At 68.6% G+C, this 23079-nt stretch carries 24 protein-coding genes and 1 pseudogene; 15 read left to right on the top strand and 10 right to left on the bottom strand.

The features are described from left to right. Nucleotides 1-65: 65 nt before the first annotated feature. From QZM67_RS32490 to QZM67_RS32480, 3 genes are all read left to right on the top strand, one after another. Nucleotides 66-704, top strand: coding sequence for a hydrolase (locus QZM67_RS32490; RefSeq protein ID WP_175026471.1), 639 nt, complete (start codon nucleotides 66-68; stop codon nucleotides 702-704). Nucleotides 705-910: 206 nt separating this feature from the next. Continuing rightward, nucleotides 911-1633: a haloacid dehalogenase type II gene (locus QZM67_RS32485; RefSeq protein ID WP_301809639.1), complete on the top strand. Its 723-nt coding sequence runs from the start codon at nucleotides 911-913 to the stop codon at nucleotides 1631-1633. Next, nucleotides 1630-1908: a hypothetical protein gene (locus QZM67_RS32480; RefSeq protein ID WP_301809637.1), complete on the top strand. Its 279-nt coding sequence runs from the start codon at nucleotides 1630-1632 to the stop codon at nucleotides 1906-1908. Before QZM67_RS32485 ends, QZM67_RS32480 begins: the two co-directional genes overlap by 4 nt. Here QZM67_RS32480 and QZM67_RS32475 read toward each other — a convergent pair. From QZM67_RS32475 to QZM67_RS32465, 3 genes are all read right to left on the bottom strand, one after another. Continuing rightward, nucleotides 1905-2402 (bottom strand): SRPBCC family protein, encoded by a 498-nt coding sequence (locus tag QZM67_RS32475; protein ID WP_301809634.1) that lies wholly within the window; start codon nucleotides 2400-2402, stop codon nucleotides 1905-1907. The two genes, QZM67_RS32480 and QZM67_RS32475, sit on opposite strands and share 4 nt — an antisense overlap. Before the next feature lie 59 nt (nucleotides 2403-2461). Continuing rightward, complete coding sequence (locus tag QZM67_RS32470) at nucleotides 2462-3253, bottom strand: uracil permease (RefSeq protein ID WP_301809631.1); 792 nt, start codon at nucleotides 3251-3253, stop codon at nucleotides 2462-2464. 101 nt (nucleotides 3254-3354) lie between these two features. Beyond that, complete coding sequence (locus QZM67_RS32465) at nucleotides 3355-4314, bottom strand: LysR family transcriptional regulator (protein ID WP_301809627.1); 960 nt, start codon at nucleotides 4312-4314, stop codon at nucleotides 3355-3357. A gap of 157 nt (nucleotides 4315-4471) precedes the next feature. On the opposite strand from QZM67_RS32465, the gene QZM67_RS32460 reads away from it, so the two are divergent. The 3 genes from QZM67_RS32460 (at nucleotide 4472) to mmsB (ending at nucleotide 8336) form a co-directional block, all read left to right on the top strand. Beyond that, entirely contained in the window at nucleotides 4472-5791 is a 1320-nt protein-coding gene (locus QZM67_RS32460) for an MFS transporter (RefSeq protein ID WP_043179404.1), read from the top strand. A 111-nt stretch (nucleotides 5792-5902) separates the two neighbouring features. After that, entirely contained in the window at nucleotides 5903-7429 is a 1527-nt protein-coding gene (locus QZM67_RS32455) for a CoA-acylating methylmalonate-semialdehyde dehydrogenase (protein ID WP_301809623.1), read from the top strand. Nucleotides 7430-7445: 16 nt separating this feature from the next. Continuing rightward, nucleotides 7446-8336: a 3-hydroxyisobutyrate dehydrogenase gene (gene mmsB, locus QZM67_RS32450; RefSeq protein ID WP_301809619.1), complete on the top strand. Its 891-nt coding sequence runs from the start codon at nucleotides 7446-7448 to the stop codon at nucleotides 8334-8336. 121 nt (nucleotides 8337-8457) lie between these two features. Here the strand turns inward: mmsB and QZM67_RS32445 are convergent, their stop codons facing one another. The 4 genes and pseudogenes from QZM67_RS32445 to QZM67_RS32430 form a co-directional block, all read right to left on the bottom strand. Next, nucleotides 8458-8790, bottom strand: coding sequence for a hypothetical protein (locus QZM67_RS32445; RefSeq protein ID WP_175026710.1), 333 nt, complete (start codon nucleotides 8788-8790; stop codon nucleotides 8458-8460). Nucleotides 8791-9367: 577 nt separating this feature from the next. After that, a complete protein-coding gene (locus QZM67_RS32440) occupies nucleotides 9368-9736 on the bottom strand; it encodes a DUF1493 family protein (protein WP_301809614.1) in 369 nt (122 codons plus the stop codon). A gap of 1 nt (nucleotide 9737) precedes the next feature. Further along, a pseudogene (locus tag QZM67_RS39980) lies at nucleotides 9738-10168 on the bottom strand (STM2901 family protein). 359 nt (nucleotides 10169-10527) lie between these two features. Beyond that, complete coding sequence (locus tag QZM67_RS32430) at nucleotides 10528-10791, bottom strand: hypothetical protein (protein WP_043179409.1); 264 nt, start codon at nucleotides 10789-10791, stop codon at nucleotides 10528-10530. Nucleotides 10792-11021: 230 nt separating this feature from the next. On the opposite strand from QZM67_RS32430, the gene QZM67_RS32425 reads away from it, so the two are divergent. From QZM67_RS32425 to QZM67_RS32415, 3 genes are all read left to right on the top strand, one after another. Further along, the gene (locus QZM67_RS32425; protein ID WP_301809610.1) at nucleotides 11022-12572 is read left to right on the top strand and encodes an NCS1 family nucleobase:cation symporter-1; all 1551 of its coding nucleotides are present in this window, start codon (nucleotides 11022-11024) and stop codon (nucleotides 12570-12572) included. Nucleotides 12573-12594: 22 nt separating this feature from the next. Beyond that, nucleotides 12595-13323 carry an aspartate/glutamate racemase family protein gene (locus tag QZM67_RS32420; protein ID WP_043179429.1) on the top strand — a complete coding sequence of 243 codons (729 nt, stop codon included), beginning with the start codon at nucleotides 12595-12597 and terminating at the stop codon, nucleotides 13321-13323. A gap of 61 nt (nucleotides 13324-13384) precedes the next feature. Then, entirely contained in the window at nucleotides 13385-14635 is a 1251-nt protein-coding gene (locus QZM67_RS32415) for a LysR family transcriptional regulator (RefSeq protein ID WP_301809609.1), read from the top strand. 240 nt (nucleotides 14636-14875) lie between these two features. Here QZM67_RS32415 and QZM67_RS32410 read toward each other — a convergent pair whose 3' ends face one another. Together QZM67_RS32410 and QZM67_RS32405 are read right to left on the bottom strand one after the other, a co-directional pair. After that, nucleotides 14876-15817, bottom strand: a complete 942-nt coding sequence (locus tag QZM67_RS32410; protein ID WP_301809607.1) for an AEC family transporter — start codon at nucleotides 15815-15817, stop codon at nucleotides 14876-14878. Nucleotides 15818-15904: 87 nt separating this feature from the next. After that, nucleotides 15905-17476, bottom strand: a complete 1572-nt coding sequence (locus QZM67_RS32405; RefSeq protein ID WP_301809606.1) for an MFS transporter — start codon at nucleotides 17474-17476, stop codon at nucleotides 15905-15907. A gap of 100 nt (nucleotides 17477-17576) precedes the next feature. Here QZM67_RS32405 and QZM67_RS32400 point away from each other — a divergent pair, with 100 nt between their 5' ends. After that, nucleotides 17577-18455, top strand: a complete 879-nt coding sequence (locus QZM67_RS32400; protein ID WP_301809603.1) for a LysR family transcriptional regulator — start codon at nucleotides 17577-17579, stop codon at nucleotides 18453-18455. A 157-nt stretch (nucleotides 18456-18612) separates the two neighbouring features. Then, a complete protein-coding gene (locus QZM67_RS32395; protein ID WP_265328609.1) occupies nucleotides 18613-18741 on the top strand; it encodes a hypothetical protein in 129 nt (42 codons plus the stop codon). A 22-nt stretch (nucleotides 18742-18763) separates the two neighbouring features. On the opposite strand, the gene QZM67_RS32390 is transcribed toward QZM67_RS32395, so the two are convergent. Next, on the bottom strand, nucleotides 18764-19138 hold the full coding sequence (locus QZM67_RS32390) for a phage protein NinX family protein (protein WP_301809599.1): 375 nt from the start codon (nucleotides 19136-19138) through the stop codon (nucleotides 18764-18766). A 216-nt stretch (nucleotides 19139-19354) separates the two neighbouring features. On the opposite strand from QZM67_RS32390, the gene QZM67_RS32385 reads away from it, so the two are divergent. From QZM67_RS32385 to QZM67_RS32370, 4 genes are read left to right on the top strand one after another with little or no spacing between them, the layout of a single operon-like run. Next, nucleotides 19355-20422 (top strand): ABC transporter substrate-binding protein, encoded by a 1068-nt coding sequence (locus tag QZM67_RS32385; protein ID WP_301809597.1) that lies wholly within the window; start codon nucleotides 19355-19357, stop codon nucleotides 20420-20422. Between the two features lie 14 nt (nucleotides 20423-20436). After that, nucleotides 20437-21279, top strand: coding sequence for an ABC transporter permease (locus tag QZM67_RS32380; RefSeq protein ID WP_301809594.1), 843 nt, complete (start codon nucleotides 20437-20439; stop codon nucleotides 21277-21279). Between the two features lie 39 nt (nucleotides 21280-21318). Further along, nucleotides 21319-22140 (top strand): ABC transporter permease, encoded by an 822-nt coding sequence (locus tag QZM67_RS32375; RefSeq protein ID WP_301809593.1) that lies wholly within the window; start codon nucleotides 21319-21321, stop codon nucleotides 22138-22140. Nucleotides 22141-22181: 41 nt separating this feature from the next. Beyond that, nucleotides 22182-23027 carry an ABC transporter ATP-binding protein gene (locus QZM67_RS32370; RefSeq protein ID WP_301809592.1) on the top strand — a complete coding sequence of 282 codons (846 nt, stop codon included), beginning with the start codon at nucleotides 22182-22184 and terminating at the stop codon, nucleotides 23025-23027. The last annotated feature ends 52 nt before the right edge of the window (nucleotides 23028-23079 follow it).

Here is a 23079-nt window from a genome sequence, read left to right as displayed (position 1 = left end):
CCCTCTGCCACACCGCCCCGGCCCGTCGGCCCCCTTCACTTCCTGCCCTGTCTCTGGAGGCAACCATGGCAAGCGAACCGATTCGCGACCCCGCGAACGACCACCTGCTCACCCCGCAGAATGCGGCGTTCATCGTCATCGATTACCAGCCGGTCCAGGTGAACTCCATCGCGTCGATGGATCGCCAACTGCTGATCAACAACATCGTCGGCGCGTCGAAGGCGGCCGTCGCGTACGGCCTGCCGATCGTCCACTCGACCGTCAACGTGAAGACTGGCCTGAACAAGCCGCCGATCCCGCAACTGCGCGCGGCGCTGGAAGGCCATCCGACCTACGACCGCACGAGCATCAATTCGTGGGAAGACGTCGAGTTCCGCCGTGCCGTCGAGGCGACCGGCCGCAAGAAGCTGATCATGACCGCCCTGTGGACCGAAGCGTGCCTGACGTTCCCGGCGCTCGACGCGCTGAAGGCCGGCTACGAGGTGTACGTGGTGGTCGACGCGGTGGGCGGCACGTCGGTTGCCGCGCACGACGCGGCGCTGCGCCGCATCGAGCAGGCCGGCGGCCAGATGATCAGCGTCGCACAGCTGTTCTGCGAGCTGCAGCGCGACTGGGCGCGCAGCGCCACCGTGCCGGCCTTCATCGATCTGTTCATCGAAACCGGCGGCACGGCCGGCATCCAATTCTCGTACGACAAGAACTGACCGGCCCGCGCGGCCGCGGACGTTTCCGGCCGGCGGCGCGCACCCGCGCGCGCTGCCGGCCTCATCCGTTCCGCGCCGCCTGGCTGCCCGCACGGCCGGCCAGGCCGTCTTTCCGTATCCGTGATTCAATGTCGATCGAACCGGCGCCGCGCAATCCGGCGGCACGGCGACTCGTAACCTCATCGATCGACCCTCACTGGATCACCATGACGAACCCTGCCGAAATCAAGGCGCTCGTTTTCGATGTCTTCGGAACGATCGTCGACTGGAGAGGCGGCGTGGCACGCGGCGCCGCCGCGTTCCTCGACCGCTACGCCCCCGCGCTCGACCCGCTCGAATTCGCCGATACGTGGCGGGCCGAGTATTCGCCGTCGATGGAAGAAGTCCGCAGCGGGCGCCGCCGCTACGTGCGGCTCGACGTGCTGCACCGCGAGAACCTCGTCCGCACGCTCGACCGCTACGGGATCGTCGACGTGCCCGACGCCGAAATCGACGCGCTCAACCTCGCGTGGCACAGCCTCGACCCGTGGCCCGATGCCGTCTCGGCGCTGCAACGGCTGAAGCGGCGCTACATCATCGCGCCGCTGTCGAACGGCAACATCCGGCTGATGGTCGACGTCGCGAAACGCGCGGGGCTGCCGTGGGATGCGATTCTCGGCGCCGAAGTCGTCCGCGCGTACAAGCCGTCGCCGCAGGTGTACAGCGACACCGTCGAGATTCTCGGCGTCGAGCCAGCCGAGCTGTGCCTGGTCGCCGCGCACAACGGCGATCTCGCGGCCGCGCGCCGGCAGGGGCTGTCGACCGCGTTCGTGCTGCGGCCGACCGAACACGGGCCCGGCCAGACGACCGATCTGAAAGCCGACGATGCGTGGGACTTCGACGTCAAGGATCTGAACGAACTCGCGGACCGGCTGGGCTGCCCGGGTTGAGGCCGGGTTCGGGGCGTGATCGCGGCGCGCTGCCGGCCGCGCTGCTGGGCGGGCCGCTCGCGATGGGCGTCCTGCTCGCGCTGCTCGTGGGCGTGCGGCTGTCATGGTCCGACTGGCTGCCGGCGTGGCGCACGTCGAGCATCCTGAAGGCGCTGGGCCGACCGGATCTGTGCTCGTTCGATTTCTTCGATACGCGCACCGAGGCCGACCGCAACGGCCAGGCGCGCGACACGGACATCGGGCAAATCTTTTACGCGCCGGCGCCCAAGGCCTAGCGCGCCAGCCCCATCGCGACCGCCTGCCCCTGCGCCGCCATCGCGAGGCGCCGCCAGTTGCGGGCCGCATACCGGTGCGCCTGCTGCAATGCAAGCCACAGCCCGATCTGCCGAACCGGCCTGAGGAGGCCGCGCGCGCTGAACACGGTGCGCCGTTCGACGCGTGTCCTGCCGCCTTCGATCGGTGTCAGCGTGAATTCGTCCTCGAGCAGCCCGACCCAGTCGCGGCACCACACCGTCGACGCCACCATTCGGTAACGCAGCCGGCGATTCTCATCGAGCACGAGGATCCGCTGGTCGATGGTGCCGCGATCGGTCGTGCACTGCCGCGTGTTGCCGATCGCCGGCACGCCTTCGAGCACGCGGCAACTGACCGGCTTCGGCACGCCGAGGCGGAACAGCAACGGCCGCGTGTCGTCCATCCGGGCATGGAGGAAATGCGGCCAGACATGCTCGGGCCGGCAATCGAAGGTCCACTGCGAATGAATTTCCACGACCGTCTCCTGGCGGCTGTCGGTGCTGACATGATGGCACAACCGCGCCGCCGCCTCCGTTACTTCACGACCGCACGCCAGGCGGTTCGCGCGTAGATCAGCAGCAACGGCAGCAGCCCGAGCGCGAACAGCAGGCAGAGCGCCAGCACCCACACCGGCCACTGCTCCGGATTCCCGCGCGCCCAGTAGCGGTAAGGCACGCTCAGGAAGCCGATTTCCATCAGCAACGCGCCAAGCGGCACAAGCCCGTTCAGGACCACCGCCACGCCGAGGCGGCCCGCGCCGTCGAGGTTCCGGCCGGCGCCGTACGCGGCGATCAGGTAGAGGAAGTACCCGGTCATCGCGACCATCAGCCCGCCGCCGGCCAGCAGGCCGACACTGCGCACGCTGCGTTCGTGCAGCTGATTCGCGCCCTGCGGCAACACGACATCGACGCGCTCGCCGATCTCCGGCACGCTGCCCGAGCGGATGTTGCCCGGCAGCACGACCCGCTCGCCGTTCGGCATCACGGCTTCCAGGATCGACGTGTACTTGATGCACCGATATTTGTCCGTGCGACCGCTGCTGTCCCGACGCTCGCAGGTGTCCCACTCGGACTGGTAGGACACGACGGTCGCCTCGTATTTCGGCGATACCGCCAGGTCGTAGAGTTCGTCGCCGATCCAGTACGCGAACGGGAAACACAGCGACACCAGGCAAAAGCACACGAGCCACCAGAATGCGACCGCGCCGCCCGATCCGCGCATGCCGCCATTCTGGCGGCGCACCATGCGCGACGCGAGCCAATACGCGGCCACGCCGAATACGGCCACACAGACCACGAACACCTTGCCCGCATGCGTCAAAGCCATCTGCGTTTCCCCTGATAACCGGCCGGATCTTCGCCAGCCGTTTTTTCATACCGATCGATCACGTCGTCGCCGTCGCCACCGCAACCGCCACGCTCGCTCCGCTACTCCGGCTCGCCGACGAATCTCAGCCTCCCCGATTCGCCCGACAGCAGCGCGCGATTCGCGTCCGCCGCCGCGCGCAGGTAATCCCACAGCGCGGTCACGCGGCGCAGCTTGCGCAGATCCTCGCGGCACGTCAGCCAGAAGCAGCGCGTGACGACCACGTCGTCCGGCAGCACGGGCACGAGCGCCGGCTGCGTGGCCGCCATGAAGCACGGCAGGATCGCCAGCCCGCCGCCCTGCAGCGCCGCGAAATACTGCGCGATCACGCTCGTCGTGCGCAGTCCGGCCGTCGCGCCCGGCACCGCGCGGTCCAGGTACAGCAGTTCGTTGCTGAACGCGAGATCGTCGACGTAGCTGATGAACGCGTGCTGCGCGAGATCGTCGGTGCAGGTGATCGGATCATGGTTCGCGAGATAGTCGCGCGTCGCATAGAGCCGCAGCTGGTAGTCGCACAGCTTCGTGACCACGTAAGGCCCGCGCTCGGGCCGCTCGAGCGTGATCGCCAGGTCGGCCTCGCGCTTCGGCAGGTTGACGAAATGCGGCACCGGCAGCAGGTCGACCGTCACGTGCGGATGCTCGGCACGAAACTGCGCGAGCTGCGGCGCGAGAAAAAAGCAGCCGAACCCCTCCGTCGACCCGATCCGCACATGGCCCGACAGCGCCTCGCCCGTGTTCGCGACCTGGTCGCACGCGGACTGCACGGTCGTCTCCATCGCGTCCGCATACGCGACGAGCCGCTGCCCCTCGACCGTCAGCGTGAAGCCGCCGGAGCGCGACTTGTCGAACAGCAGCGTGCCCATCGCGGCCTCGAGCGCGCGGATGCGCCGCGCGACGGTCGTGTAATCGACCCCCAGCCGCTTCGCGGCGCCGCTCGCGCGCTGCGTGCGCGCGACTTCGAGGAAAAAGCGCAGGTCGTCCCAGTTCAGGTTGCCGGAAACCGGCTCGGTGGCATGTCGCATCGGCGAGGGAAAAAGGGGCTGAAGTCTCCGGGCCGGCCATCGTTATGCATAAATGCATATCCAACCGGTTTCTTTATCGGTACATGATGAATCTGCGCATAACTATACTCGACCGTGACCTGCGGACCACGAGCCGCGGCACCACCACGGAGACACCATGCAGACGCGATCCACCCTCGATGAGCATGCGACAGTCGCGGCGCCGGCACCCGAGCGCACCGCGAAGCACTACCTGCTGGCCGGCTGGGCCAGCATGGCCGGCACCACGATCGAGTGGTACGACTTCTTCCTCTACGGCACGGCCGCCGCGCTCGTCTTCAACCGCATCTTCTTCCCGTCGCTGGACCCCGTCGTCGGCACGCTCGCCGCGTTCGGCACGTTCGCGGTCGGCTTCATCGGGCGGCCGATGGGCGGCATCGTGTTCGGCCACTTCGGCGACCGCATCGGCCGCAAGTCGATGCTGATGATCACGCTGCTGCTGATGGGCGTGCCGAGCATGATCATCGGGCTGATCCCGTCGTACGACAGCATCGGCTACTGGGCCGCCGCGCTGCTGATCGCGATGCGCTTCCTGCAGGGGATGGCCGTCGGCGGCGAATGGGGCGGCGCGGTGCTGATGGCCGTCGAACACGCGCCGAAGGGCCGCAAGGGGCTGTTCGGCAGCCTGCCGCAGACGGGTGTCGGGCTCGGCCTGATCCTGTCGTCGGTCGCGATGGCCGCGGTGGCCGCGCTGCCGGAAGCCGACATGCTGTCGTGGGGCTGGCGCGTGCCGTTCCTCGCAAGCATCGCGCTCGTCGGGCTCGGCTGGTTCATCCGCGCGAAGGTGCCCGAGTCGCCCGACTTCGAGAAGATGCAGCGCCAGGGCAAGGCCGAGAAGTCGCCGGTGATGGCCGCGCTGCGCCGCCATCCGCGCGAGGTGCTGACGATCGTCGGCGCGCGCGCCGCCGAGAACACCTGGTTCTACATGGTCGTCACGTTCGCGCTCGCCTACGCGACGCAGCAGCTGCATCTGCCGAAGGCCGAGATGCTGCACGCGATCACGGCCGGCGCGGCGCTGTCGCTCGTCACGATGCCGCTGTGCGGCCACCTGAGCGACCGCATCGGCCAGCGCCGGATGTTCGCGATCGGCCTCGTGCTGATGTGCGCGTTCGCCGCGCCGTTCTTCATGATGCTCGGCACGCAGCAGACCTCATACGCATGGTGGGCGATCGTACTCGGCCTCGGCGTCGTGTTCCCGATCCTCTATGCGCCGGAATCGCTGCTGTTCGCGCAGCAGTTCCCGGCGGAAATCCGCTACAGCGGCATCTCGCTGTCGGTGCAGCTCGCCGGCGTGATCGGCGGCGGCTTCGCGCCGATGATCGCGACGTCGCTGCTCAAGGCCGGCGGCGGCCAGCCGCACTACGTGATCGCGTACCTCGTCGGCTTCGGCGTGTTCGCGCTCTTGTGTACCGCGCTGATGCGCCCGGCACGTGCCTGACGGGCCGGCCCGCATCCGATCGATTTCAGTTCGTCCTGCCGTCCGCCACGCGCGCATGCGCGGCGGTGACGGGGCCCCTTTTTGTCGCCACACCGTTTCCCGGAGAATTCCATGAACGCCGCAGTTCCCCAGACCACCCTCGCCCTGCCCACCGCCAAGCTGCTGATCGACGGCGCATTCGTCGAATCGCAAAGCGCCGAATGGGGCGACATCGTCAACCCCGCGACGCAGGAAGTGATCGGCCGCGTGCCGTACGCGACGCTCGACGAGGTCGATGCCGCGATCGCGTCCGCGCAACGCGCATTCCAGCAGTGGAAGACGACGCCGATCGGCGCGCGGCTGCGCATCATGCTGAAGTTCCAGGATCTCGTGCGCCGCAATCTCGAACGGATCGCGCACACGCTGACCGCCGAACAAGGCAAGACGCTGCCCGACGCGCAGGGCGACATCTTCCGAGGCCTCGAAGTCGTCGAGCACGCGTGCTCGATCGGCACGCTGCAGCAAGGTGAATTCGCCGAAAACGTCGCGGGCGGCGTCGATACCTACACGCTGCGCCAGCCGATCGGTGTGTGCGCGGGCATCACGCCGTTCAACTTCCCCGGCATGATTCCGCTGTGGATGTTCCCGATGGCGATCGTGTGCGGCAACACGTTCGTGCTGAAGCCGTCGGAGCAGGATCCGCTGTCGACGATGCAGCTCGTCGAACTCGCGATCGAGGCCGGCGTGCCGCAGGGCGTGCTGAACGTCGTGCACGGCGGCAAGACGGTGGTCGACCGTCTCTGCACGCATCCGGACATCAAGGCGATCTCGTTCGTCGGCTCGACGCGCGTCGGCACGCACGTGTACAACCTCGGCAGCCAGCACGGCAAGCGCGTGCAGTCGATGATGGGCGCGAAGAACCACGCGGTCGTGCTGCCCGATGCGCACCGCGAGCAGTCGATCAACGCGCTCGTCGGCGCGGGCTTCGGCGCGGCCGGCCAGCGCTGCATGGCGACGTCGGTGGTCGTGCTGGTCGGCAAGGCGCGCGACTGGCTGCCCGAACTCGTCGAGAAGGCGAAGGCGCTGAAGGTCAATGCGGGCGCGGAAGCCGGCACCGACGTCGGGCCGGTCGTGTCGAAGGCCGCGAAGGAACGCATCCTGTCGCTGATCGACGCGGGCGTGAAGGAAGGCGCGACGCTGTTGCTCGACGGCCGCGACGTGAAGGTGCCCGGCTACGAGCAGGGCAACTTCGTCGGCCCGACGATCTTCTCGGGCGTGACGACCGACATGTCGATCTACAAGGAAGAAATCTTCGGGCCGGTGGTGGTCGTGCTCGAAGCCGACACGCTCGACGAAGCGATCGCGCTCGTCAACCGCAACCCGATGGGCAACGGCGTGGGGCTGTTCACGCAGAGCGGCGCGGCCGCCCGCAAGTTCCAGAGCGAGATCGACATCGGCCAGGTCGGCATCAACATCCCGATCCCGGTGCCGGTGCCCTACTTCAGCTTCACGGGCTCGCGCGGCTCGAAGCTCGGCGATCTCGGCCCGTACGGCAAGCAGGTCGTGCAGTTCTACACGCAGACCAAGACGGTCACCGCGCGCTGGTTCGACGACGATGCGACGGCCGGCGGCGTGAACACGACGATCGCGCTGCGCTGACCCAAGGAGCGGGCACATGGAAATCGCATTCATCGGACTCGGCAACATGGGCGGCCCGATGGCCGCCAACCTGCTGAAAGCCGGCCACGCGCTGACGGTGTTCGACCTCGACGCGCACGCGGTCGAGGTCGCGGTACGCGCCGGCGCGACGGCGGCCGGCTCGCCGCGCGAAGCGGCCGCGCGCGGCGCGATCGTGATCACGATGCTGCCGGCCGCGCAGCATGTGCGCGCGGTCTACCTCGGCGACGACGGCGTGCTGGCCGGCGCGCGCGCCGGCGCGACGCTGATCGACTGCAGCACGATCGATCCCGGCACCGTGCGCGCGGTGGCCGACGCCGCCGCGCAGCGCGGCTTCCCGCTCGCCGACGCGCCCGTGTCGGGCGGCACCGGCGGCGCGCAGGCCGGCACGCTGACCTTCATGGTCGGCGCGGACGCCGCGCTGTTCGAGCGCATCCGCCCCGTACTGCTCGCCATGGGCAAGAACGTCGTGCATTGCGGCGGCACGGGCACCGGGCAGATCGCGAAGATCTGCAACAACCTGCTGCTCGGGATCTCGATGATGGGCGTGTCGGAAGCGATGGCGCTCGGCGCCGCGCTGGGGATCGATCCGGCCGTGCTGGCCGGCATCATCAATACGTCGACCGGCCGCTGCTGGAGCTCGGACACGTACAACCCGTATCCGGGCGTAAGCGACACCGCGCCGGCCGCGCGCGGCTACGCGGGCGGCTTCGCGGCGAACCTGATGCTGAAGGATCTCGGGCTCGCGACCGAAGCGGCACGCAGCGCGCACCAGCCGGTGTGGATGGGCGCGCTCGCGCAGCAGCTCTATCAGTCGATGAGCCAGCAGGGGCTCGGCACGCTCGACTTCTCCGCGTGCGTGAAGCTGTACGAGGCACAGCCGGCGTAACCGCCGCAGCCGACGCCGGACGCGCGCCGACCCGCGATGTGCCTGAACGGCATCGCGGGTCGTTTCGCATGCGGGGGAAGGAAAACGCGGAAGGCGACGGCGCGTCAACGCCGCCGGTCGTTCAACCGCGCGGGTTCGACGCCGTCTCGAAGGTCGGATGACACTCGAACGCGAGTTCGGAGCGCGCGCCGACACGGCTGCCGCTGGTCAGCGATTCCTGCTTCATGCTCGCGCGCATGCCGCGCTGCGTGCAGTAGTTGGTGGCTTCGTCGAAGGCCTTCGTATGGGCGTCGGCCCACGTCGTCGACATGCCGACCGTGCGCGTCGTCACGGTAAACACGTTCGGGTTCGACGTCGCGGTCACGTCGGAAGCGGTCGAACACGCGGCGAGCAAGCATGCAGCAGCCGCGACGGTCAACCATCGCAGGGTTCGAAAGGAAACTGGAGTGGACATGGGGGCAGGCGCGCGCCATTCGACGCGCATTGAGCAACATAGGCGACAGTATGCCTGCTCGATCGCCGGAGATCATGCCCCTTTCAGTGAACACATTGTTTCGAATGGTTAAACGATGATGAAAATGGGGCAATATTTTCGCCCCGTTTCAGGGCCAGATGCCGCCAGCGGGTAGATTTGCCCGGCCGCCCCGCCGCATCGCGCTTTCTGACAGCCGATCCGGGGGCGGCTCGCTGCCGGATCCTTCCGGTGCTTCCACGAGGCGCCGCCATGCCGCCATGCCGGCTGCCCGCGGCGCATGGCGCAGATGTGCGCGGCAGGTCGGCCATGGGCAGACCGTCGAAACCATCCCCCAAGCCCGGCGCGCAGCCACGCGGGCACAGCGCTTGCGTCATCCACGCGCCGCCGATCCGGGCATGCGTCACGCCGCCGGCGCTTGCGCCGGACGCTTCGCCCCCGCGTCCTGCCGATATGTCGGGTCAGGGTTCGATTCCGCTATGCACTTCTACCCTGCTAGGGCGCAGGCAGAACGGGCCGCCGGAGCAATCCGCGCGGCCCGTTTTTCATTTGTGCGCAGCTATTCGCTATGGGCGGCGCGCTCAATCGCTTCCGTGTCCCATCGACCAAGGCGCATTGCCTCTTCCAACATCCCGAGCGTAAGAGGGACCAACTCCGGGTCGCGATACCTAGAAGAGAACAGCCCGAGAATCGACCGAACCACGTCAAGGGTATCGGGGCCGAAGTAGCGCTTGTACGGGAAGTTCGTCACGTCGACGCCGAAGGTCTCGGCCCACTTGTCGATGAACTCGATTGCGTCGATTCCGGTAATGCGAAGGTCTTCTTCCATCCGGCTATCACGCGTCAGCTTCAGCGGACCACCAAACATCGGCCGTCCTAGCTCTTCACGGGCGAACGCCTCAAGCCGCTCCCATGTCGTGTCTGTCATGTCACAGCACCCGATCTTCCGGCTTCACGATGCCGTTATAGACCTGCACCGTATTCCACATGACGATTGCCGCATCGGTCGCCAGCATGACGGTTCCGACGACAGGCACCGCACGCCCCACAAACGCCCCGAGATTGCGCGTCATCGCGATTCGCAATCCACCCGCACCGGCCTTCGTGATGGTCGGCATCCGCATACCGATATTGAACGGCAAAAGTTTTCGTGCGGCCATTGAAACAACAGACGTGCCAGCAACCGCGCCGCGCATTTTTCCCGGCACCGGCACATCGTTTTGCCCTAGCAGAATGCCAGCAGCGGCAGCAAGATCGGTGAAGCCGAACCGCTTGCAAAGTTGGTCGACCGCGACCCAAAAAACAAATCGCCCGGTTGAAGATTGGTATGCCCGTTGTAGGAATAGCGATTGTCCGCCATACGACTCTCAAGATTGTTTGAATGAGTGCCGAGGTTACCAGAATCGCTCCGCCCCCCCATATTTCAAGTAAGGCGGGTCGGTTGGCGGGTTGAAAAATAAAAACCGTTAAAACCCTTTATCCATATGAATCATAGGCGGACACCGCTGCATCGCACCTCCTTGTCCGGCCGGCGCGCGCCGGCAACACGCTGGCGCCGCCGGTCCGGGAATCGCTACAACGGTCCTTGCAAATCTTTCATGTGCGCGGCAGAGCGCGCGCGCCACCCGGCGCCCGTGTCAGGCCGACACGGCACCCGTCCCGCAAACGTCGCCCCCGCGCGCAGCCCGCGCGACGTCCGCCGCCCTGGTCAGCCGCGGGTCAGCCGCCGCTCGCACCACCCGGCGCGGAGGCCGCGCCCGGCATGCTCGCGCCGCCGCTTTCGCCGCCGCTGCTGCCAGCCGCGCCGCTGCTCGGCGCAGCCGACGGCGCGGCCGACATGCCGCCCGTGGCGCTCGTGTCCGAGCTCGCGCCGCCGCTTTCGCTATCGCTCTTCTTCTGGCAACCCGCGCCTGCCGCCAGGCCCGCAATCAGGATGCCGGCGAAGACGGCTCGCGATACATGACGAAATGAATATCGCTGCATGACACCTCCGCTGATGTCGATGTGGATGGAGCCCGCAGGCGAGCAATTCGCGTGCCGCGCCGCCGCAGCAGCCACCCGAATTCCATTCATTTTTCAAATGACGCCTAACCGAATATTTAATTTCCCATCACCGTTTCGGCCTTCCATACTCGCGAACAAATCCGAGACATAACGTCCACGGCGGCCGGGCCGGCGCAGCGTGTCCACGCTGCCGGTTTCGCGCCCCGCACATGGAAGGAGACAACGGCGTGCAACTGGAAGCCACCCACCGCCCGGGCCTCGTGCTCGGCGCGGACGACGCATCGCATCGAACCGATTCGGCCGCGCGCGACGCCGCGCTTAGCCCGCGGCTGCACAACGCCGACCTCGCGCCGACCAAGGCCGAGGGCCGGACGTGGGGCCGCTACAGCATCTTTGCGCTGTGGACCAACGACGTACACAACATCGCGAACTACTCGTTCGCCATCGGGCTGTTCGCGCTCGGCCTGTCGGGCTGGCAGATGCTCGCGTCGCTCGCGATCGGCGCGGTGCTCGTGTACTGCTTCATGAACCTCACCGGCTACATGGGCCAGAAGACCGGCGTGCCGTTCCCGGTGATCAGCCGGATGAGCTTCGGCATCTACGGCGCGCTGCTGCCCGCGATGATCCGCGCGGTGATCGCGATCGCCTGGTTCGGTATCCAGACCTATCTCGCGTCGGTCGTGCTCCGCGTGCTGCTCACCGCGATCTGGCCGGGCCTCGCCGCATTCGACCAGAACGCGATCTTCGGGCTGTCGACGCTCGGCTGGGTCACGTTCGTCGCGATCTGGCTCGTGCAGATCGGCATCCTCACGTACGGGATGGAAATGGTCCGCAAGTACGAGGGGCTGGCCGGCCCGGTGATCCTCGTCACGACGCTGTCGCTCGCCGCGTGGATGTATAGCCGCACGGGCGGCCATCTCGCGATGTCGATCGGCAAGCCGCCGACCGGCTTCAAGATGTGGACGGAAATCTTCGCGGGCGGCTCGCTGTGGCTCGCGATCTACGGCACGCTGGTGCTCAACTTCTGCGATTTCGCGCGCTCGTCGCCGAGCGCGAAGACGGTGCGCGTGGGCAACTTCTGGGGCCTGCCGGTCAACATCCTCGTGTTCGCGACGATCAGCTTCGTGCTCGCCGGCGCGCAGTTCAAGCTGAACGGCCACATCATCCACAGCCCGACGGAAATCATCGCGACGGTGCCGAACAAGCTGTTCCTCGTGCTCGGCTGCCTCGCGTTCCTGATCGTGACGGTCGCCGTGAACATCATGGCGAACTTCGTCGCACCGGCCTTCGTGCTGACGAGCCTCGCGCCGCACCGCCTGTCGTTCCGCCGCGCGGGCCTGATCAGCGCGACGGTCGCCGTGCTGATCCTGCCGTGGAACCTGTACAACAGCCCGATCGTGATCGTCTACTTCCTGTCCGGTCTCGGCGCGCTGCTCGGCCCGCTGTACGGGATCATCACGGTCGACTACTGGCTCGTGCGCAAGCAGCGCGTGAACGTGCCCGACCTCTATACCGAAGCGCCGACCGGTGCCTATTTCTACACGCGCGGCGTGAACCGCAAGGCGCTCGCAGCGCTCGTGCCGTCCGCGCTGATCTCGATCACGCTCGCCGTCGTGCCGGCGTTCAGCGCGATGACGCCGTTCTCGTGGCTGCTCGGCGCGGCCATCGCGGGCAGCGTGTACTGGCTGCTGGCCGATCGCAATCGGCATTACGAGGAGCGCTCGGGCGAACATATCGCAGTCGCCTGCGCCCAACACTGAAACACATGCATACGGAGTCGCAATGAGGATCCTGGTAGTCAACGTCAACACGACCGAGTCGATCACCGACGCGATCGCCGCGCAGGCGCAGGCCGCCGCGTCGCCGGGCACGGAGATCGTCGGGCTGACGCCGCGCTTCGGCGCGGAATCGGTCGAAGGCAACTTCGAGAGCTACCTCGCGGCCATCGCCGTGATGGATCGCGTGCTGAGCTACGACGAGCCATACGACGCGGTGATCCAGGCCGGCTACGGCGAACACGGCCGCGAAGGCCTGCAGGAACTGCTGACGGTGCCCGTCGTCGACATCACCGAAGCGGCCGCGAGCATCGCGATGCTGCTCGGCCATCGCTACTCGGTCGTCACGACACTCGACCGCACGGTGCCGCTGATCGAGGATCGCCTGAAGCTCGCCGGGCTCGATGCGCGCTGCGCGTCGGTGCGCGCAAGCGGCCTCGCGGTGCTCGAGCTCGAAGAGAATCCGGCCCGCGCGATCGAGTCGATCGTCGACGAAGCGCAGCGCGCGGTGAAGGACGATCACGCGGAAGTGATCTGCCTCGGCTGCGGCGGGATGGCCGGCCTCGACCGGCAAATCGAGGAATGCACGGGCGTGCCGGTCGTCGATGGCGTATCGGCCGCGGTCGCGCTCGCCGAGTCGCTGGTACGCCTGAAGCTGAAAACGTCGAAGGTCCGCACGTATGCGCCGCCGCGCCCGAAGCGGATCGTCGGCTGGCCGGGCACCTTCGCCAAATGACGCACCGCCGGCCTGCTGCGGCGTCACGCTCGGGGATCGGGTCGCCGGGAGGTGGTTCGGCATGCGAGACACGCTAGACCCGAACGCCCTGCCCCGCGACGCGGCCGACGCCGCGGGCGCGCTCGACGTGCTCGATGCGCGGCTGATGCGCATCCTGCTCGTGCTGCTGACCGAGCGCACCGTGTCGCGTGCGGCCGTGCGCCTGAACATGTCGCAACCGGCGACGAGCGCCGCGCTCAAGCGCCTGCGCACACTGCTCGGCGATCCGCTGCTCGTGCGCAGCCGCTACGGGATGGTGCCGACCGAGTTCGGCGCACGGTTGATCGACCCGCTGCGCAACGCGCTGCGCGTGATCGACTTCATCCGCATCCAGCAACCGACGTTCGACGCGCGCACGTCGGTGCGTACCTACCGGATCGGCTGCCCCGACTACCTGAACGTGCTGTTCGTGCCGAAGCTCGTCGCGCTGTTCCGTGAACGCGCGCCGAACGCGCAGCTCGTGTTTCATCCGCTCGGCGACGGCTTCGACGACGAGCGCGCGCTGGCCGACGGCGAGCTCGACGTCGTGATCGACAATCGCCCGGCGCGCTCGTCGCGGTTCCGGCAGGACGACCTGTTCGACGATCGCGTCGTGTGCCTGATGCGCGCGACGCATCCGCTCGCACGGCGCGGCACGATGACGGCTGCCGATTTTGCCGAAGCGCCGCAGCTGTGCCCGACGCCGTCGTGGCTCGAAGCATCCGGCGCGATCGACCGGCAACTCGAACGCGTGGGGCTGCAGCGGCGGATCGTCGTCACGTTGCCGCACTTCGAGCTTGCCGCGCATGCGCTCGTGCGCACCGACATGCTGCTCACCACCACGTACCGGCTCGCGCGGCACTATGCGAAGCTGCTGCCGCTCGCCGCCGTCGCGCTGCCGGCAGAGCCGCCGGACATCGTGTACCGGATGACCTGGAACGAATCGGGCGCGTGCGCAGACGGCGTGCGCTGGCTGCGCGGGTTGATCGCGGAAGCGACGCGTGCCTGGCTCGATGCGGAGGCGATGCTGCCGGCTGTTGCGGCGGTAGCGGCCGGTGCAGTCGGTGCAGTCGGTGCAGTCGGTGCGGTCGGTGCGGTCGGTGCGGTCGGTGCGGTCGGTGCGGACGGTGCGGACGCGAACTCGGACGCGCGGAACAGTACGCCAGCCCCGACCGATACGCCCGAACCCACACGACGCACGCGCCGCAGGCAGGCAACGCATTGCCATGCGTCGCATCCGCGGCGTGTCGCCCATGCGGCACGCATCCACCGCCTCGCGACCAAGTCGCATTGACCGGCGTGATCGACAGGCGCGTCAACGGGCCAATAGATCGATACACGGCTCAGGCCACGTCGAAAACCAGCACGGCAAAACAGCCGACCCCGAAGTGCTCGTCGACGTAGCCTGGGCTGCGAATCGGCGTGTCGTTTCGCCTGTCGATTGCACCCGTCAATTCAATGCGACTTCGTCGCGAGGCGATTCGCAAGACGCGATATACGATGAAGCGCCAAGCGCTTGATCGACCGCGCCATATCACCCGTGCCGCGCGATCGCGAGCAGCACCGACAGCGACACGATCGACCCGAGCGTCGACAGCAGGATCGTGCGCGACGTCACCTGCGCTTCGCGCCCGTAGAACTCGGCCAGCATGTACGGCCCGGTGCCGGTCGGCAACGCGGCGAGCACGACGGCGATCTGCGCGAGCACCGGCGGCAGCGCGAACACGCGCACGCCGAGCCACCACGCGAGTGCGGGCTGCACGAACAGCTTCACCGCCGTCAGGGCAACGCTGCCGCGCGGCGCCGCGCCGGACGCCTCCCGCTTCTCCGCGAGAAACAGCCCGAGGCTGACAAGCGCGCAAGGGCTCGCGGCCCCGCCGAGCAGTTTCAGGAACGTATCGACCGGCGCGCCGAGCGGCACCTGCGCGGCCGACACGCAGACGCCGGCCAGCGGCGCGACGATCAGCGGGTTGCGCAGCAGCGCGCCGACCACCTTCCACATCAGCTTCAACGGCGCGCGGTCGCGCTGCAGCCCGATCTCGATCAGCACGATCGCACCGGCGAACAGCACGCACGCCACGAGGATGGTCGCGATCGTGGTCGGCGTGAGGCTGTCGGTGCCGAATGCGAGCAGGCACAGCGGGAAGCCGAGATAGCCGGTGTTCGGATACGACGCGGCGATCGCGTCGATACTCGCATCGGCGAGCCCGCGCCCCGCGAACAGGCGCCACGCGAGCACCCCGGCGAACACGAGCGCGCAGGTCAGCGCGAACGTCGCCACGAAGGCCGGCTGATACAGCTGGTGCCAGGACGCGTGCGCCATGATCTGAAACAGCAGCGCGGGCAGCGCGAGCCAGACGACAACCCGGTTCAGTTCCGAGGCCGCGGCGGGCCCGAGTACGCCGCGCCGGCGGCACAGAAACCCAGCCGCGATCAGCCCGAACACGGGCAACAGAATCTCGATCGTCGATGACATCTTGAATACGCTGCGTGAAACCGGAACGCGCCAGCTTAATGGTTCCGCCGGGTCGCGTCCAATGCGCGGTGCGTGCCGCGCCGTGCGTCACGCGCCGTCGCGCATCGGTTGCGTAAGCAACTTGTAGGCAACGACGGCCGCGACCAGCGCAAGCACGCCGCTCACCGTCAGCGCATCGGCGAACCCGCTCGCGAACGCGACGGGCGCCGCCTGCGCGAGCGCACCGGCGGCCGACGACGGCACGCGCTCGAGCGCCCGCGCCAGGTCGCCGGCCAGCAGGCTCGACATGAACGGCGCGTCGGCGAACGCGCGCAGGCCGGGCGCGGCGGACAGCAGCCGGTCGAGCCGCGCCTGCGTGCTCGCCGCCAGCACCGCGCCGAGCACGCCGACGGCCGTCACGATCGCCGAGAAGCGCGTCGTCGTGCTGATGCCCGACGCCATGCCCGTGCGGTTCGGCGGCACGCACGCCATGATCGCCTTCTGCGTGTCGCCGTTCATGATGCCTGCGCCGCAGCCCGTCACGAACATGCCGAGCGCGACGAGCCGGTAGTCGCCGCTGGCCGTCAGCGCCGCGGTCGCGAGGTTGCCCGCGCCGATCAGCGCGAGCCCGCCCGCCAGCACGCCGCCGGACGACACGCGCGCGGCAAGCGCCGCGCCGAGCGACGGCCCGGCGATCATCGCGAACGCGAATGGCAGCATGCCGAGCCCCGCGTCGATCGCCGACATCCCGAACGCGTTCTGCAGGTACAGCGGCAGGAACGTCATCATCACCTGCGCGCACGCCGCATAGCCGAACATCGCGAGCACGGCACCGACGAAGCGCGGCTGGCGGAACAGCGCGAGATCGATCATCGGCCGCGCCTGCCAGCGCTCCGCGCCGACGAACGCCGCGCACAGCGCGGCGGCGAGCGCGAGCCGGCCGAGCGTCGCGGCCGACAGCCAGCCGTGCGACGGTGCGCCGATCAGCGCGGCGATCGCGCACGCGAGCGCCGCGCCGAACAGCAGGCTGCCGGCCGCATCCACGCGTTTCGCGTGCGGATCGCGCGACTCGTCGATCGCGACACGCGCGCCGGCCGCGAGCAGCAGGCAGACGGGCAGGTTCAGCAGGAACACCCAGCGCCAGCCGATCCATTGCGTGATCGCGCCGCCGACGAGCGGCGCGATGGCCGTCGCGATCCCCATGCACATGCCCCAGATCGCCCACGCGCGCGCCCGCTCGCGCCCGTCCGGAAAACGGTTCGCGATCACGGCAAGCGCGGCCGTCAGCAGCAGCGCGGCGCCGCCGCCCTTCACCGCTCGCGCGGCGATCAGCCAGCCGGCCGATGGCGCAACGCCGCAGCCGAGCGACGCGAGAAAGAACAGCGCGAGCCCCGCGCCCAGCATCCGCTTGCGCCCGAAGCGGTCGGCGAGCCCGCCGGCCGGCAGCAGGCACGCGGCGAACGCGGTCATGTACGCGCTCACGACCCATTCGATCTCGGCGAAGCTCGCATGGAAACTGCGCGCGATGCTCGGCAGCGACACGGCGACGACGTTCGTGTCGAGCACGATCAGCGAGCAGGTTGCGGACGCGACGGCGAGCGTCGCGGCGGCCGGCAGGCGGGCGCCGGTGCGCGGGGCGGCCGCCGCGCCCGCGCGCGACGCCGGTGAAGACTGGGACATCGGCTACTCCGGAACAGGAAGAACGAGCCGTATGCTAGGCTTGGCCCGTATTGCCTGTCATTGACACTCCGATGCTGTTTTATTGACGAAAATTGCAATCATGGACCGGCTCGAATTCCGTCACGTGCGCGCGTTCCTGAGCGTCGCGCAGCACCTGCATTTTGCCCGTGCGGCCGAAGCGCTCGACATGGCGCCGCCCGCGCTCACGCGGCAGATCCAGGAGGCCGAACGCGTGCTCGGCGTGCGCCTCTTTCACCGGTCGCGCCGCGCGGTCACGCTGAGCGCGGCCGGCGAAGCCTATCTCGCCGAGGCCAGCGCCGCAGTCGAACACCTGCAGCGCGGCCGCGAACTCGCGGCGCTGGCCGAGCGCGGCGAACTTGGCCGGATCGAAATCGGCTACGTGTCGTCGGCCGTCTATTCGGGCACGCTGCAGCGCACGGTCGGCGCATTTCGCGACGCGCACCCGCGTATCGAGCTGAACCTGCGCGAAGTGCCGATGGACGACGTCCCGAACCAGCTCGACACGGGCCGGCTCGACCTCGCATACGTGCGCCCGCCGCTGCCGCTGCCCGGCGGCCTGCGGATCGTCACGCTGCAACGGGACGTATTCGTCGCGGCCGTGCCGGCCGGGTCGCGCTATGCGTCGATGGCCGCCATTCGTGCGGCCGACCTCGCCGATGCGCGCTTCGCGGTGCCCGAACAGGAGCGCGGCACGCTCGAAGTCGCGCGCCGCGGCCGCTTCGCGCCGCTGATCGCCGCCCGCCCGGGCGGCTTGCTCGCGGTGCTCGCGTGCGTGTCGGTGAACGGCTGGGTCGCGGTGATTCCCGATGCGCTCGCCGGCTGCGTGTCGCTGCCGGGCGTCGTGTACCGGCCGATCGCCGGCAAGCCGATCACGTCGGAACTGGCGCTCGCGCACCGGCGCTTCGAAAAGGCGCCGGCGGTACGCGCGTTCCTGCGGACGGTTCCGTCGGCCGTGTAACGCGCACCGTGACACGCCCGTGCCCGTCGATGGCGGCCAGGCCGGCCGTCGCCGCGCGAATAGGCATTGCACGATTCGATGTTTGTCGGCCGGAAACCGTATCCGTCACCTGCCCGATAGTCGCTTCGCCTGCGCGCGGATCACGGAGCCCCCGCCGATGACCCAATCCTCCACCCCGGCGCGCCGCCCCATGCTGCAGCGTCTTGCCGCCGTCACGGCCGCCGGCGCGATCCTGCCACGGCACGTCGACTTCGCATCGATCGCGATCCGGAACGTCTCCGCCTGAACGTAGCCGCGCGCGGCTACGTTCAGCGTGGCCGCGCCATGTCGAGATCCGGCACGTCGTCGCCGAACGTCGACGCGACGAGCGTACGCATGGCGGCGACCAGCAGCGTCGGCCCCGACTGGTTGAACGTGCAGCGCTCGCCGGCGGCAGGCACGGCACGGTGCAGCACGGCCCGCCACGCACCGTGCCCGCCGTCGCGCTCGAATGCGGCGAACGGCACACGCTCGACGATCGGGCCGCCGTCGGCCCATGACGACGACGGCGCAAACGGAGCCGGCGCGCCGCCCGGTTCGCGGATCGCCGTACATCCGGATGCGTCGGCGCGGGGAGCGTCGAGATCCGCCGCCATTGCCACCCAGTAGTCGAGCGCCGCGCCTGTCAGGTCCTGGACTTGCATGCCCGCCTCCATCGTCGCCGTCGCAATGAAAAACATCCCGGCCGTTGTGCGCGCAGCCGCACCAGTTGGGTGCCCGCGCGGCATGTATCGTCATCGGCCGCACCGCGATAAGCATAGTTCAAATCGTTGCTTGTCCGGCCCCGGCACGCCATCGAGAATGCGTCGACGGGCTGCGGCCCGGCCTTGCCTCCTCCAACGTTCCGGATCCATCGATTCATGCTTCCACTGCGCCTGCTTCGATCGCTGCTGATCGCGTCCCTCATTGCGTTGCCGGCCGCCGCCGCGCACGCCGACAAGCCCGCCACCATCCGCATCGGCGTCGCCCAGCAAGGCGCCGGCGATCCGCCGACGTTCGGTGGATCGAGCGCCGCCACCGCGCAGTTGCAGCAACTGGTCGAAAAGGAATTCGCGGCCGACGGCATCAAGGTGCAGTGGCTGTTCTTCAAGGGCGCGGGGCCGGCCGTCAACGAGGCGATCGCCAACAAGGCGCTCGACTTCGCGTACCAGGGAGACCTGCCCGCCGTGCTCGCGCGAGCGAACGGGATCAAGACGCGCCTGCTGCTCGCCGCGAGCGTGCGCTCGGGCGTCAAGATCGCGGTGCCGCCGGACTCCACCATCCGCTCGATCAAGGACCTGAAGGACCGCCGCGTGTCGATCTTCCGCGGCACCAACCTGCAGCTCGTCGCCGACAACGCGCTCGCGAAAAACGGCCTCAATGAACGCGACCTGCGCGTGATCAACCTCGACTCCGCGAGTTCGCTCGCCGCACTCGCGTCGAAAGGCATCGACGCGTCGGTGGGCGACTACCAGCTGTACAAGCTGCGCGACGCAGGGCTCGCGAAGATCATCTACGAATCGCAGAACGACGGGCCGCAACTCACGCGGCAGACCCACCTGCTCGTGCTCGACGAGTTCGAGCGCGCGCATCCGGACATCGTGCAGCGCGTCGTCACCGCGCTCGTGAAGGGCGCGCAATGGTCGTCCGACGAGGCGAATCGCGATGCGCTGTTCAAGCTGTGGGCGAAGAGCGGCGTGCCGGTTTCGTCGTGGCAGGCCGACTATGCGAACCAGCGCCTGAAGGATCGCCTGTCGCCGCTGATCGATCCGTTCGTCGTCGCGCGCTACAAGTCCGTCGCGCAGGATGCGCTCGCGCTGAAGCTGATCCGCCAGCCGGTCGACGTCGATGGCTGGTTCGAACCGAAGTATCTCGACAATGCGCTGCGCACGCTGAAGCTCGAAAGCTACTGGCAACGCTACGACGCGGCCGGCAAGCCGCTGTCCTGACCCGGACCCTCCCGATGAGCGACACCGCGGTTTCCATCCCGTCATCCGAGCGCCACGCGCTCACCACGCCGCCGCACCGTGCGGCGGGCGTGAAACGGTGGGCGTGGCGGCTCGCGCCGTGGCTGCTGCCCGCGCTGCTGTTCGCGCTGTGGAGCATCGGCAGCGCGCGCGGCTGGATCGCGCCGCAAATCCTGCCGCCGCCCGAACGCGTGTTCGACGCACTTGCCGATCTCGCGACGAGCGGCGATCTCGTGCGCCACACGCTGATCAGCTTGCAGCGCGTGCTGGTCGGCTTCGCGGCCGGCACGCTGCTCGGCTTCGCGACCGGCGTCGCGCTCGGCCTGTCGCGCACGCTGGAAGCTTACGTACTGCCAAGCTTCAATGCGCTGGTGCAGATTCCGGTGCTCGGCTGGCTGCCGTTCCTGCTGCTGCTCGTTGGCGTCGGCGAACCGCTCAAGTACCTGCTGATCGCACATGCGGCGCTCGTCCCCGTCACGCTGAGCACGTTGCAAGGGTTTCGCCAGACACCGCCCACGCTCGACGAAGTCGCACGCGTGTTCGGCTACACGCGCCGGCAACGCATCGTGCACGTCGTGCTGCCCGCCGCGATCCCGACGCTCGCGACCGGCGTGCGGCTCGCGTTCACGAAGTCGTGGCTCGCGCTCGTCGTCGTCGAACTCGTCGCGTCGTCCGAAGGGCTCGGCTACCTGATCGTGTACGGGCGGCAACTGTTCCAGCTCGATCTCGTGATGGCGTCCGTGATCGTCGTCGGGGCGGTCGGCCTGCTGATCAACCGGCTGCTCGACGCGCTCGAAGCGCGCCTGCGCCGCGGCGTGCCGTCCGCGTTCCGCGGCTGAACCATCCGCCCTGCCCGCGCCACCGAAGGAGTCCCACCCTTGACGTATTCTGCTGCCGCGCCTGACGCCACCCCGCCTGCCACCACGGCCGCCCGCCGCCTGCACGCGCCCGACTGGCGCGGCTTCGTGCTGCCGCTCGTCGCGTTCGCGTTGTGGTGGGCGATCGCTTCCGCGCATCTCGTGAGCAGCGGGCTGCTGGTCGGCCCGGCCGACGTGCTGCGCACCGCGTGGGCGCAGGCCACGAGCGGCGCACTCGGCCGCGCGCTGTCCGCGTCGCTCGCGCGCGAAGCCTGCGGGTTCGCGCTCGGCGCGACCGGCGGGTTGCTGCTCGGCGCCGCGCTCGGGCTGTCGCGCGTCGCCGCGCGGCTGGTCGGCCCGAGCTTCGACACGTTCAAGCAGATCTCGCTGTTCGCGTGGATTCCGCTGATTTCCGTGTGGTTCGGCCTCGGCGACGTCGCCAAGGTCGTATTCCTGTCGCTCGCCGCACTGCTGCCGGTCGCCGCGCACACCTGCGACGGCATTCATGCGGTGCCGCGCGCGTATGTCGACGTCGCCCGCGCGCTGCGCTACTCGCGGCTCCAGCTCGTGCGCCACGTGATCCTGCCGGCCGCGCTGCCGTCGATCTTCACCGGGCTGTATCTCGGCCTGATCTATTCGTGGCTTGCGACGCTCGGTGCCGAATACCTGCTGGTCGCCGGCAGCGGAATCGGCAACACGCTGATCGACGGCAGCGAGCAGTTCCGGATGGATCTCGTGCTGTTCGGGATCATCGTCGTCGGCATAACGGGCTGGGCGCTGAACGCGATTGCGCGCGCGATCGAGCGCAAGGTGCTGGCCCGGCGCGGCGACCTGACGCGCTGATCGTCTTTTCCCTTCCTCCCCACACGCTTCCTCGCACCGCCATGACGACCCTCGCCTCCGATACGCTCGACATCCTCCACGTGAGCAAGCGCTACGCGCAACGCGGCGCCGCGCTCGCCGTACTCGACGACGTGTCGCTGCACGTTCGCGCCGGCGAATTCGTCACGATCGTCGGCGCGAGCGGTTGCGGCAAGTCGACGCTGCTGCGGCTGATCGCCGGGCTCGACACCGACTACGCGGGCGAGATCCGCGCCGGCGCCGAGCGCGTGCGCGACACGTCGCTGCAGCGCGGGATCGTGTTCCAGGATCACCGGCTGTTCCCTTGGCTGACGGTCGCGCAGAACATCGAGGCCGCGCTGCGCAACGCGCCGCTCGACGCGGCCTCGAAGCGGCGCGCGGTCGCCGATCACATCGCGCTCGTCGGGCTGAACGGCTTCGAGCATGCGTATCCGAACCAGTTGTCGGGCGGGATGGCGCAGCGCGTCGCGATCGCGCGCGGCCTCGTGAACCGCCCGCGCGTGCTGCTGCTCGACGAACCGTTCGGCGCGCTCGACGCGCAGACGCGCGCGCGGATGCAGAACGAACTGCTGCGCATCTGGGAACAGGAGCGCATCACGATGATCCTCGTCACGCACGACGTCGACGAAGCCGTGTATCTCGGCGACCGCGTCGTGACGATGGCGCCGCGCCCGGGCCGCATCGAACGCATCGTCGAGGTCGCGCTGCCGCGCCCGCGACGGCGCGATTCGCCGGAATTCGCGCGGTTGCGCGACACCGTGCTCGCCGATTTCGACGACAGCGAACCGCCGGGCGACGATCGCGCGGGCGGCAAGCGCATCGACCCACCGCGCCCGCACCGGATCGGCGAATGGCGGCTTGCGTGGTAACACGCCCGACGCGCCGAATGGCTCAGCATCACGACGCATATCGATCGTCGCT

Origin of the sequence: Burkholderia sp. AU45251 (assembly GCF_030482905.1) — a bacterium.
GTDB lineage: Bacteria > Pseudomonadota > Gammaproteobacteria > Burkholderiales > Burkholderiaceae > Burkholderia > Burkholderia aenigmatica.
This window is presented reverse-complemented; position numbering and strand designations above follow the sequence as displayed.

Excerpts from the sequence above, each read along its gene's own strand:
- QZM67_RS32440 (WP_301809614.1), bottom strand. The coding sequence starts at position 9,736 with ATGACAGACACGACATGGGAGCGGCTTGAGGCGTTCGCCCGTGAAGAG.
- QZM67_RS32415 (WP_301809609.1), top strand. The coding sequence starts at position 13,385 with ATGCGAGACACGCTAGACCCGAACGCCCTGCCCCGCGACGCGGCCGAC.
- QZM67_RS32470 (WP_301809631.1), bottom strand. The coding sequence starts at position 3,253 with ATGGCTTTGACGCATGCGGGCAAGGTGTTCGTGGTCTGTGTGGCCGTA.
- QZM67_RS32430 (WP_043179409.1), bottom strand. The coding sequence starts at position 10,791 with ATGCAGCGATATTCATTTCGTCATGTATCGCGAGCCGTCTTCGCCGGC.
- QZM67_RS32395 (WP_265328609.1), top strand. The coding sequence starts at position 18,613 with ATGACCCAATCCTCCACCCCGGCGCGCCGCCCCATGCTGCAGCGTCTT.
- mmsB (WP_301809619.1), top strand. The coding sequence starts at position 7,446 with ATGGAAATCGCATTCATCGGACTCGGCAACATGGGCGGCCCGATGGCC.
- QZM67_RS32410 (WP_301809607.1), bottom strand. The coding sequence starts at position 15,817 with ATGTCATCGACGATCGAGATTCTGTTGCCCGTGTTCGGGCTGATCGCG.
- QZM67_RS32420 (WP_043179429.1), top strand. The coding sequence starts at position 12,595 with ATGAGGATCCTGGTAGTCAACGTCAACACGACCGAGTCGATCACCGAC.
- QZM67_RS32370 (WP_301809592.1), top strand. The coding sequence starts at position 22,182 with ATGACGACCCTCGCCTCCGATACGCTCGACATCCTCCACGTGAGCAAG.
- QZM67_RS32445 (WP_175026710.1), bottom strand. The coding sequence starts at position 8,790 with ATGTCCACTCCAGTTTCCTTTCGAACCCTGCGATGGTTGACCGTCGCG.
- QZM67_RS32455 (WP_301809623.1), top strand. The coding sequence starts at position 5,903 with ATGAACGCCGCAGTTCCCCAGACCACCCTCGCCCTGCCCACCGCCAAG.
- QZM67_RS32485 (WP_301809639.1), top strand. The coding sequence starts at position 911 with ATGACGAACCCTGCCGAAATCAAGGCGCTCGTTTTCGATGTCTTCGGA.
- QZM67_RS32380 (WP_301809594.1), top strand. The coding sequence starts at position 20,437 with ATGAGCGACACCGCGGTTTCCATCCCGTCATCCGAGCGCCACGCGCTC.
- QZM67_RS32425 (WP_301809610.1), top strand. The coding sequence starts at position 11,022 with ATGGAAGGAGACAACGGCGTGCAACTGGAAGCCACCCACCGCCCGGGC.
- QZM67_RS32390 (WP_301809599.1), bottom strand. The coding sequence starts at position 19,138 with ATGCAAGTCCAGGACCTGACAGGCGCGGCGCTCGACTACTGGGTGGCA.
- QZM67_RS32400 (WP_301809603.1), top strand. The coding sequence starts at position 17,577 with ATGGACCGGCTCGAATTCCGTCACGTGCGCGCGTTCCTGAGCGTCGCG.
- QZM67_RS32490 (WP_175026471.1), top strand. The coding sequence starts at position 66 with ATGGCAAGCGAACCGATTCGCGACCCCGCGAACGACCACCTGCTCACC.
- QZM67_RS32385 (WP_301809597.1), top strand. The coding sequence starts at position 19,355 with ATGCTTCCACTGCGCCTGCTTCGATCGCTGCTGATCGCGTCCCTCATT.
- QZM67_RS32460 (WP_043179404.1), top strand. The coding sequence starts at position 4,472 with ATGCAGACGCGATCCACCCTCGATGAGCATGCGACAGTCGCGGCGCCG.
- QZM67_RS32405 (WP_301809606.1), bottom strand. The coding sequence starts at position 17,476 with ATGTCCCAGTCTTCACCGGCGTCGCGCGCGGGCGCGGCGGCCGCCCCG.
- QZM67_RS32465 (WP_301809627.1), bottom strand. The coding sequence starts at position 4,314 with ATGCGACATGCCACCGAGCCGGTTTCCGGCAACCTGAACTGGGACGAC.